Origin of the sequence: Stenotrophomonas maltophilia (genome assembly GCF_003970865.1) — a bacterium.
Lineage (GTDB): Bacteria > Pseudomonadota > Gammaproteobacteria > Xanthomonadales > Xanthomonadaceae > Stenotrophomonas > Stenotrophomonas maltophilia_AR.
Window position 1 is genome coordinate 1 of sequence record NZ_RXLZ01000101.1, and the last position, 9,868, is coordinate 9,868.

General features: G+C 67.5%; 10 protein-coding genes. 6 read left to right on the top strand and 4 right to left on the bottom strand.

All coding sequences use genetic code 11. The features are described 5' to 3' along the window. The first annotated feature begins 223 nt into the window (after positions 1-223). Positions 224-1,216, top strand: a complete 993-nt coding sequence (locus EKL94_RS21240; RefSeq protein ID WP_049399033.1) for a patatin-like phospholipase family protein — start codon at positions 224-226, stop codon at positions 1,214-1,216. Positions 1,217-1,255: 39 nt separating this feature from the next. Here the strand turns inward: EKL94_RS21240 and EKL94_RS21245 are convergent, their stop codons facing one another. Together EKL94_RS21245 and EKL94_RS21250 are read right to left on the bottom strand one after the other, a co-directional pair. Beyond that, a complete protein-coding gene (locus EKL94_RS21245; RefSeq protein WP_126930535.1) occupies positions 1,256-3,256 on the bottom strand; it encodes a hypothetical protein in 2,001 nt (666 codons plus the stop codon). An 87-nt stretch (positions 3,257-3,343) separates the two neighbouring features. Then, positions 3,344-3,826, bottom strand: coding sequence for an Lrp/AsnC family transcriptional regulator (locus EKL94_RS21250; RefSeq protein ID WP_004153377.1), 483 nt, complete (start codon positions 3,824-3,826; stop codon positions 3,344-3,346). Positions 3,827-3,951: 125 nt separating this feature from the next. On the opposite strand from EKL94_RS21250, the gene phhA reads away from it, so the two are divergent. Then, on the top strand, positions 3,952-4,845 hold the full coding sequence (gene phhA / locus EKL94_RS21255) for a phenylalanine 4-monooxygenase (protein WP_126930536.1): 894 nt from the start codon (positions 3,952-3,954) through the stop codon (positions 4,843-4,845). 113 nt (positions 4,846-4,958) lie between these two features. On the opposite strand, the gene EKL94_RS21260 is transcribed toward phhA, so the two are convergent. Further along, complete coding sequence (locus EKL94_RS21260) at positions 4,959-6,014, bottom strand: LacI family DNA-binding transcriptional regulator (RefSeq protein ID WP_126930537.1); 1,056 nt, start codon at positions 6,012-6,014, stop codon at positions 4,959-4,961. A gap of 239 nt (positions 6,015-6,253) precedes the next feature. Between EKL94_RS21260 and EKL94_RS21265 the strand changes: the two genes are divergently transcribed. The 4 genes from EKL94_RS21265 (at position 6,254) to EKL94_RS21280 (ending at position 9,279) form a co-directional block, all read left to right on the top strand. After that, on the top strand, positions 6,254-6,844 hold the full coding sequence (locus EKL94_RS21265; RefSeq protein ID WP_126930538.1) for a cysteine dioxygenase family protein: 591 nt from the start codon (positions 6,254-6,256) through the stop codon (positions 6,842-6,844). A gap of 116 nt (positions 6,845-6,960) precedes the next feature. Then, complete coding sequence (gene eda / locus EKL94_RS21270; RefSeq protein ID WP_126930539.1) at positions 6,961-7,599, top strand: bifunctional 4-hydroxy-2-oxoglutarate aldolase/2-dehydro-3-deoxy-phosphogluconate aldolase; 639 nt, start codon at positions 6,961-6,963, stop codon at positions 7,597-7,599. 96 nt (positions 7,600-7,695) lie between these two features. Next, entirely contained in the window at positions 7,696-8,724 is a 1,029-nt protein-coding gene (gene adhP / locus EKL94_RS21275) for an alcohol dehydrogenase AdhP (protein ID WP_049436145.1), read from the top strand. Between the two features lie 162 nt (positions 8,725-8,886). Then, positions 8,887-9,279: a hypothetical protein gene (locus EKL94_RS21280; protein ID WP_126930540.1), complete on the top strand. Its 393-nt coding sequence runs from the start codon at positions 8,887-8,889 to the stop codon at positions 9,277-9,279. A gap of 71 nt (positions 9,280-9,350) precedes the next feature. Here the strand turns inward: EKL94_RS21280 and EKL94_RS21285 are convergent, their stop codons facing one another. Then, positions 9,351-9,740, bottom strand: a complete 390-nt coding sequence (locus EKL94_RS21285) for a hypothetical protein (RefSeq protein WP_126930541.1) — start codon at positions 9,738-9,740, stop codon at positions 9,351-9,353. Positions 9,741-9,868: the final 128 nt, after the last annotated feature.

Here is a 9,868-nt window from a genome sequence, read left to right on the forward strand (position 1 = left end):
CTACGAACCTACGAAGTGTCCACACGCACGCACAGCGGCAGCTCCATCCACTCACTGTACTCTGGGCCTGCCGCTATGGCCCACTGATCTCTATGGTCTTTTTTTTCCAAGGAGAACGAGGCAATGGGAGAAGGGGTCCGTCTCGTGGGCTCGGAAATGGGTACGCCACGGCTTCGGTATGCTGGCGCCCTTTCCTGAATCCGGCGCCGTGAGCGCACTGCCGATGAGCCTGTTCCGCCCCCGCATGCTGCTGTCCGTCGCCTTGATCGGCCTGCTCGCCGGCTGCGGTGGCGACCCGGTCCGTCCTACGCCGCCGCCGGCACCGACCGTGGTGCCGCAGGCCAAGCCGGTGAAGATCGGCATCGCCCTCGGCGGTGGCGCGGCCAAGGGCTTTGCCCACATCGGCGTGATCAAGATGCTGGAGGCCAATGGCTTCGAACCGGCCGTGGTGTCCGGCACCAGTGCCGGCAGCGTGGTCGGTGCGCTGTACGCCAGCGGCATGGACGCCTTCCAGATGCAGAGCAAGGCGGTCGCGCTGGACGAAGCCAGCATCCGCGACGTGCGCCTGTTCTCCGGTGGCCTGGTGCAGGGCCAGAAGCTGCAGGACTACGTCAACGAGCAGGTTGCCAACCGTCCTGCCGAGCGCCTGAAGAAGCCGTTCGCCGCCGTGGCCACGCAGCTGGAAACCGGCGAGCGCTCGATCTTCGTGCGCGGCAACGTCGGCCAGGCGGTGCGCGCGTCAAGCAGCATCCCCGGCGTGTTCGAACCGGTGAAGATCGGTGGCCGCAACTACATCGATGGCGGCGTAGTCAGCCCAGTGCCGGTGGATGCCGCGCGCCAGCTCGGCGCCGACTTCGTGATCGCCGTGGACATCTCCAGCAAGGCCAGCGGCAAGGCGCCGACCGACATGCTGGGCATCGTCAACCAGTCCATCTCGATCATGGGCCAGCGCCTGGGCGAACAGGAACTGGCACGCGCCGACATCGTCATCCGCCCGAAGGTACTGGACATCGGCGCCGCCGATTTCAGCCAGCGTGGCACCGCGATCCTGGAAGGCGAAAAGGCCGCGATGGCAGCCATGCCGCAGATCCGCGCGAAGATCCAGCAGCTGCAGCGTGCACGCGCCGCGGCCGCCGCACCGGCACCGGTGGCCGCGCCGAAGTGCGAGGAAGCCTCGCGCCTGGGCAAGCTGATGGGCCGCAAGGACAAGTGCTGACCTGAGCCGGCGTGTCGCTGCCAGGCAGCGATGCGCGTGCTAGCGCGCGGGCCGGTAACCGCTGGCCTGCTGCCGCTCGCGCCTGCGCATCTGGCGTGCCTGCTCCTGCAGTGTCGCCGTGTGCTGCAGCTGTTCCATGCCATCGGCCGGCACATGCAGCTGGCGCCGCGCACGGGTGAGCGCCAGATAGACCGCGCGCACCGGGTTGTGCCAGATGCGCCCGCCCTGCCCCGCACTGAAGCAGCCCGGTGACAGCGAGACCACGTCGAACTGCAGGTTCTTCGCGTGTTCGGCCAGGCACAGCGCCACCCGTTCTTCAGCGGGCGTGTCCTGGTCATCAAGCGCCTGCAGCAGTGACTGCACCCGATCGGCAGACGCAAACAGTTCGACCAGCGCGCCCTGCCCTTCGTCGGCCTGCGTGGCCAGGAAGCGCTCCCACGCCGGGTCCAAAGCGCTGTCGCGGCGCCGGCGCCACGCATCCAGCGGCCGCTGCAGCACGCTGCGCAGCGCACGCAGCGATGCCGGGTGCAGGTATGGTCGCAGTCCGCGCATCTGCAGCTGTGCAGCATCCAGGGCCAGATCGGCGACGCTGCCATGGATGCGCAGGCCCTCGCTCGGCACCTGCGCCCAGTCGCGGTAATGCAGCACACCGGTGGCGCGGTCGGCGGCACCGACGAACGGCCCACTTTCCTGGCCCAGTCCATCCAGCGCCAGGGTCTGGTTGACCAGCCCCTCGACCTGGTTGCCCTGGCGCACCGACTGGTGCATTTCCAGCACCTTCGACGCGGTCCAGCGCGGCACCGCACCGGTCAGGCACTGGTGCGGATCACCCAGGCTGACCACGCCAGGCGCATGGCCGGCCAGCAACTGCTTCCACGACGGGCTCAGGTCATGCGCCTCGTCCACCAGCAGCATGCCCATGTCCAGCGGTGGGGTGACGCCACGCAGCGCCAGCCACTTGCCGATGTGCGCCGGGCTGAGGCTCAGCAGCGTGCCCCGCTGCAGTTCGGCGTCGAACATGCAGCGCCAGACATGCTCGGCGGCCGCCATGTACGGCGACACGTCGAGCATCGCGGCGGGCACCGAACGGTCGAAATGCTGGAACGCCAAGCCCGGTGCCGACGACGCGCACCAACGGTTGATGGCCTCGAAGGCAGTCAGCAGCACCTGCTCCGGGCTGCGCCCACCGATGCCCTGCAGGCCGATGCGGCCGGCAATCTCACGCGGAGTACGGGTGCTGCGCCGGTAGCTGGCAACGAAGCCACCGGTCTGGCCGCTGCGCGCGGCGTGCTGCGCCACGCGGTTGGCAAATTCGATCTGGGTCAGCAGTCGCACCGCGGTGCTGGCCGGCACACGGGCGCGGAAGGCTTCCACCTGCCCACGCGAGGGCGCCACGTAGGTGTAGCGGCCGGGCCGCGCCTCCATCAGCGCCAGCACCAGGTGGCCCTTGCCGGTGCCGGCATAGCCATCGAGGTCGATCAGTTCATCGGGGTTGGCGGCGATGGCGCGCAGCACGCGGGCCTGCTCGGAGGTGTACAGGCCATGGTGTTCGACCGCCCGCGCATCCCCGGCGGCAACGTCATCCTGCGTGGCCTCGTCATCGTCACTGGAAAAGGTGGCAGGAAAGCGGATCTCATGTTCGACCAGGGTTTCCTGGCAGGCCTGCTGCAGGGCCAGGCCCGGGTACTCCCGTGGCGATTGCGCGATGACGTCCTGCAGGATCTCCGCCGGCGCCAACAGCACGCCGTGGGCGGCCAATGCGGTCAACCAGGCATCCAGCTCCGGCTGGCCACCGCCACCAGGGCCGGTCAGCTGCGCGGCGGCGCCTTCGTTGCCGGCAAACAGCGCGCAGGCATCATGCAGCAGGCGCTCGATCTCGGCCGCTGGATGCAGGCGCGCCCGGCACAGCTGCGCGGCCATCAGCCCGGCCTGCTCCACTGCGGTCTGCGGCGGCGTGCCATGGGCGATGTAGCGCGCCAGCGACTTGCGCTGCAGCGGCAGGAAGGTGGTGGCGAGCACCGGGTGCTGGAGTTCGGACATGCGTGGAACCGGAAAGGAACGCTGCGACGCGCGCAGGGCGGTGATGCTCGGCTACCCGCCCGGCGCCGTCAAATCGCGGCGTCGCGCTTATTCCAGCTGCGAAAGCGGCAATGCCTGGAAACCCTTCACCGTGCGCAGCACGAAGCTGGAATTGGCATCGGCCACGCCGCCGGCATTGAGCAACCGGTCCAGCAGGAAGTGCGAGAAGTGCTCCAGGTCGCGCACGTAGACGTGCAGCAGGTAGTCCATGTCGCCGGTCAGTGCATGGCAGGCCACCACTTCATCCCAGCCCTGCACGCTGTCCACGAAGTGCCCGATCGCGGCCTGGTCGTGCTTTTCCAGCTGCACGCGCACGAAGGCCTGCAGGCCCAGGCGCAGCTGGCGCGGCTCCAGCCGCGCGCCATAGCCGACGATCACGCCCTCGCTTTCCAGCCGCTGCAGGCGGCGCAGGCAGGCCGAGGGCGAGAGGTTCACCCGCGTCGCCAGCTCGGCGTTGGTGGCGCGCCCATCCCGCTGGATTTCAGCCAGCAGGCGTATATCCGTGCGATCGAACTGGACTTCTCCGGCCATTGTTGCCCCGCAACATGGTGAGTACGCAAGGATATTGCGCCAACAAGGCCAATCGGCGCAACTTTTGCAACCCTGTTGCGCGCGCCCTGCCCTAGCATCGTGGGTATCCCGTCAAGGAGTGCCTCATGGACCTCGCCCAGCCCCGCCGCGTCGAACACCAGCAGACCGACAAGGGCTACGTGCCGGTGTATACCACCGCGCTCGTCGAGCAGCCGTGGGACACCTACAGCGCCGACGACCACGCCACCTGGAGCACGCTGTACCAGCGCCAGCGCGAACTGCTGGTCGGCCGCGCCTGCCAGGAATTCCTGGATGCACAGGACGAGATGGGCATGAACGCGCACATGATTCCGCGCTTCGACCAGCTCAACGAAGTGCTGGGCGCGGCCACCGGCTGGACCCTGGTCGGCGTCGAAGGCCTGCTGCCGGAACTGGATTTCTTCGACCATCTGGCCAATCGCCGATTCCCGGTGACCTGGTGGATCCGTCGCCCGGACCAGATTGATTACATCGCCGAACCGGACCTGTTCCACGATCTGTTCGGCCATGTGCCACTGCTGATGAATCCGGTGTTCGCCGACTACATGGAGGCGTACGGCCGTGGCGGCGTCAAAGCCCACGCGATCGGCCCGGACGCGCTGCAGAACCTCACGCGCCTGTACTGGTACACGGTGGAATTCGGCCTGATCGACACGTCCGAAGGCCTGCGCATCTACGGTGCCGGCATCGTGTCGTCGAAGGGCGAATCGCTGTACTCGCTGGAATCGGCTGCGCCCAACCGCATCGGCTTCGACCTGCAGCGGATCATGCGCACGAAGTACCGCATCGACACCTTCCAGAAGACCTACTTCGTCATCGACAGCTTCGAACAGCTGATGCAGGCGACGTCGCCGGACTTCACCCCGATCTACGCGGCGCTGTCTGATCAGGCGCATCTGCCGGCGGGCGATGTGCAGGGTGATGACCGCGTGTTCCAGAAGGGCACAGGTGAAGGCTGGGCCGACGGCGGCGACGTGTAGGCGCACGGCGTACAGCACTTCGCTTTGAAAGGAAAACGGCGCACCTGGATGCGCCGTTTTCGTTGCTGCCTGATGCCTGCACCGTCACGGCGGTGCGGGCGAGGGCAGGGCAGTCAGGCGTCCACGGCGCGGCAGGAACCGCGCACCATCAGTTGCGGATGCACGCTGGTTGCGGTCGGTGCATCCGGCACGTCGGTCTGCACCAGCATGGCGGCGGCGGTGCGGCCGATATCACTCACATGGCGGCGCACCGACGTCAGCGGCGGCCACAGCCGCGATGCCAGCGGGCTGTCGTCGTAGCTGACGATCGACAGCTGCTGCGGCACCGCGATGCCCGCACGCAATGCCACCTGGTACACGCCGGCAGCCATTTCATCGTTGCCGGCAAAGATCGCACTGGGGCGTTGTCCGCCCATCAGCAGCCGCTCTGCGGCATGCACGCCGGACTCGAAGGTATCGCCCGCTTCCAGCACGCGCTCACCCGGCAGGGTCAGGCCCACCTGAGCCAACCGGTCGAGGAAGCCATGGGTGCGCTCGCGTGCGGTACGGCGGTCGCCCGGACCGGCAATCACCGCGATGTCGCGGTGGCCGAGCGAGAGCAGATAGCCCGCAGCTGCGGCTGCACCGTCGCGATCGTGGGTGACCACGGCCTGTGCCTCGTCATCCGACACATGCGCGTTGATGCGGACGTAGCGGCATTCGATACCGTCGAGCATCTCCGTCAACGCAGCCGACTCGGAGGCACGCGGGCCCAGGATCACGCCGTGCAGCTTCTGCTGCTGCACGAAGCGGCGCACGCCGTCCGCGCAATCCGGAGACTGGCTGTCGCAGGGATGCACGACCAGCTCATAACCGGTGCCGCGCAGCGCTTCCAGCGCGCCGTGCTGCAGGTCGACAATGCATTGGGCGCCCGGGTCGTCATACACCAGGCCGATCAGGAAGGAGCGGCGGAACGCGAGGCCGCGCGCCAAGGGGTCGGGCACGTAACCGACCTCGCGCATCAACGCCTCGACCTTGTCGCGGGTGTCTTTGCGCACCAGCGGCGAGTTGTTGATGATTCTTGAAACCGTTTTCTTGGAAACTCCCGACAGTCGTGCGATGTCGTTGATCGTGGCAGCCTTGCCCTTCGATGCCGGCAACGCGGCATCGCTAATAATTCGCACTGACATGTATAGAACCAGGTAAGTCGGAGAATTCTAGCCTTGCGCCCGTGGGGCGCGAAGTTGCGGAATGTCGCAGCGAAGATGAATCGCGTCGTGTTCGACCGCTTCTGCTGCGCGAGGTTCCATTGTGATCGCTCTACTTGATGTGCATCTGAACCGTTCTTCCGCGCGTGTTCACCTTGAATGCGGGCGCGACGCGCGCGAACGCCAACATTCCCTTAACCAGGCTCCGCTAAAGTCGGGGCATGGACCTGCAGACTTCTCCGTTTCCGGTGTTCCGTGGCCGCGATAGGTTGATCGCCGCGGTCGACGCAGCGATGACCTCCGGTGACCCCGAGCGCATCACCGCCGACCTGCAGCTGGCGCTGCAGGAAGCCATCGCGGACAGCCGCATCGAGTTGCCCGAGTGCGTACACCGTCCGGTCAGTGATCATTACGCGCGACGCCCGCTGTACCACAGCCGCGAACACGGCTACAGCGTGATTGCCATGAGCTGGGGCCCAGGGCAGGGCACGCCGCTGCACGACCACGATGCCATGTGGTGTGTGGAGGGAGTGTGGTCGGGCGAACTGGAGATCACCCGCTATGAACTGCTCGAATGCGCCGGCGAGCGCTGGCGCTTCCGCCGCCATGCCGTGCTGCGCGGGGGCTGCGGCAGTGCCGGCAGCCTGATTCCGCCGCACGAGTACCACACCCTGCGCAACGCCAGCGACGAAGCACTGGCGATCTCGGTACACGTGTACGAGGCGCAGATGGAGCGCTCGGCGGTGTTCGATCCGCTCGGTGGTGACTGGTACCAGCGTCGCATCCAGGCATTGCAGGCCGACCCGGCCTGAACCGGGGGCAGGGCGGGGCACCGCCAGCACCTTGGTGAGCCGCGTGGCATCATGCGCCGCTGCGCTGCCGGACCCGGCGGCGATCCGCGATGCCCCGTCGGGCAAGGAGCAAGACCATGTCCAGCGCTGATCCGCGCCTGCGCGCGCTGTTGAAGCTGGCACCGGTGATTCCGGTGTACACCCCCGAAGATGTGAATGAAGCGGTCGAAGTGGCCCAGGCGCTGTTCCGCGGCGGCCTGCCGGTGATCGAAGTGACGCTGCGCACGCCGCAGGCACTGGATGCGATCAAGGCCATGGTCGAGGCCGTGCCCGATGCCGTGATCGGCGCCGGCACCGTGCTCAACGCCGCGCAGATGCAGGCGGCGAAGCAGGCCGGTGCGCGTTTCGCGGTGTCCCCCGGTGCCACGTCGGCGCTGTATGCCGCCGCTCGCGATGCCGACCTGCCGTACCTGCCCGGTGCCGCCACCGCCTCCGACCTGATCCTGGGCCTGGAGCACGGCCACGACACCTTCAAGTTCTTCCCGGCGGTGCAGGCCGGTGGCGCTGCGTTGCTGGCGGCCTGGCACGGCCCGTTCGCCGATGTGCGGTTCTGCCCGACCGGTGGCATCAGCGCGCAGACCGCGCCGCAGTTCCTGCACCTGTCCAACGTGCTGTGCGTGGGCGGCTCGTGGCTGACCACACCGGCACTGCTGCAGACCCGTGACTGGGACGCCATCGAACGCCTGGCCCGCGAGGCGTCGGTGCTGGCCAGCTGAACCTGCCGCACGAATCCTCGAGGGTTTGATCGTGATCAAAGCGCCGGCCTCGAGCCGGCGTCATTCTGTGGGCAAGCGCACTACGGAGATCCGAACATGAATTCGACCATGAAGGCTGCCGTCGTGCGTGAGTTCGGCAAGCCACTGGTGATCGAGGAAGTCCAGGTACCGCGCCCGGGGGCGGGCGAAGTACTGGTCAAGATCGAGGCCTGTGGCGTCTGCCACACCGACCTGCACGCCGCCGAGGGCGACTGGCCGGTGAAACCGAACCCGCCGTTCATCCCCGGTCACGAGGGCGTGGGGCACATCGTGGCCGTGGGAGGCGGGGTAGGGCACGTCAAGGAAGGCGACAGGGTCGGCATCCCCTGGTTGTACTCGGCGTGTGGCCATTGCGAACATTGCCTGGGTGGCTGGGAGACGCTGTGCGAGACACAGCGCAACACCGGTTACTCGGTCAACGGCGGCTTCGCCGAGTACGCACTGGCCGATGCCAACTATGTCGGCCTGCTTCCGAAGGAAGTGGGCTTCGTCGAGATCGCGCCGGTGCTGTGCGCTGGCGTGACCGTCTACAAGGGCCTGAAGGTGACCGACACCAAGCCCGGGGACTGGGTGGTGATTTCCGGCATCGGCGGCCTGGGCCACATGGCCGTGCAGTACGCCCGCGCGATGGGCCTGAACGTGGCGGCGGTGGACGTGGACGACAACAAGCTGGCGTTGGCCCGGCAGCTCGGCGCGCAGATCACCGTCAACGCGCGCACCACCGACCCGGCCGCCTTCCTGAAGAAGGAGATCGGCGGCGCGCATGGCGCCCTGGTCACGGCGGTGTCGCCGAAGGCGTTCGAGCAGGCGCTGGGCATGGTCCGCCGTGGCGGTACCGTTTCGCTCAACGGCCTGCCGCCCGGCAACTTCCCGCTGGATATCTTCGGCATGGTGCTCAACGGCATCACCGTGCGTGGCTCGATCGTCGGCACCCGCCTGGACCTGCAGGAATCGCTGCAGTTCGCCGCCGAAGGCAAGGTCGCCGCCACGGTCAGCACCGACCGCCTGGAAAACATCAACGAGGTGTTCGCGCGCATGCACGCGGGCACCATCGAAGGCCGCGTGGTACTCGACTTCGCCGCCTGACCGCCTGTGCATGGCCGCCGCTCCGTCCCCCTCTCCCACGGACGCGGCGGCCATGCCGACCCATCGGCAGCGCCGGCACTGGCCGGCAACCCCCAGGCGGTTCGGTAGTGCCGGCCGCTGGCCGGCAACCCGGGCACTCCGTGGCAGCCGTACAATGCGCGCATGCCCGGCCTGCTCAAGACCCTGTTCCTGTCCCTCGTCGCCCTGATCGGTGGCGTGCTGTCGCTTGCGCTGGTCAGCAGCGTCGCCAGCTGGCTGCCGCCGTTGCTGGGCATCTCGCCGGACAACAACAGCGTGCAGCTGGGGTGGGACCTGGCCTTCAGCGTACTCGGTGGCATCGCCGGCATTTCCTTCGCCACCTACTACGCGCCCTGCTGGCCGCGTTCGCATGGTTTTTCGATCTGGTCGTTGATCGCGCTGGGCTGCGCCTACGCGGTGTGGACTACGGGTGCGGATTTTCCGCTGTGGTTCGTCATTTCGCTGCTGGCATCGCTGCCACTGCAGCTGCTGGCCGGCTGGTGGTTCGGCCGCCGCGCGTCGCGCGATCTGCGCTGAGCGCATACAGGTAGTGCCGGCCGCTGGCCGGCAACCACAGCACGCCTGAGCGTGTACGCAGAACCCCAGGGTTACTGCAGCAACGGCCTCACCGCTGCCGCCGGAATATGGTCCAGTGCGCGCCAAGCGTCCTCCACCACCGGCCTCGCCTGCGACCAGCTCAACCGCGACTGGCCGCGCATCTGCTCCCAGTGCTCGGCCAGTTCTTCGCAGGTATCGGCGGCATCACCGCGTGGCCAATCCGCGGCATGGGTGGTCAGCGCGAAGGCATACACCGGGCACAGATCGCGCCAGTTGCGGTGGCTCTGGCCACGCCTCTCCTCGTAGTCGCTGAGCATGTACTGCAGGTAATCCTGCGCCACCGCCTGCGGATCTTCCTGGCGGCGCGTGCGGCGCTGCGCGGTGCGCTGGCCGAGCGGATCGAGCAGGGCGTTGAACACGGACCTGTCCCTTTTTGACATCTGACGCTGCCGACGGTGTTCCCCCGTCTGTCACAGTAGTTTGCGCCGGTCTCCAAGTAAACTAAACCCATGACGACCACTGCCTCACATGCAGCTCAGCGTAACGAACGCGCATGTGCCACCGCAAT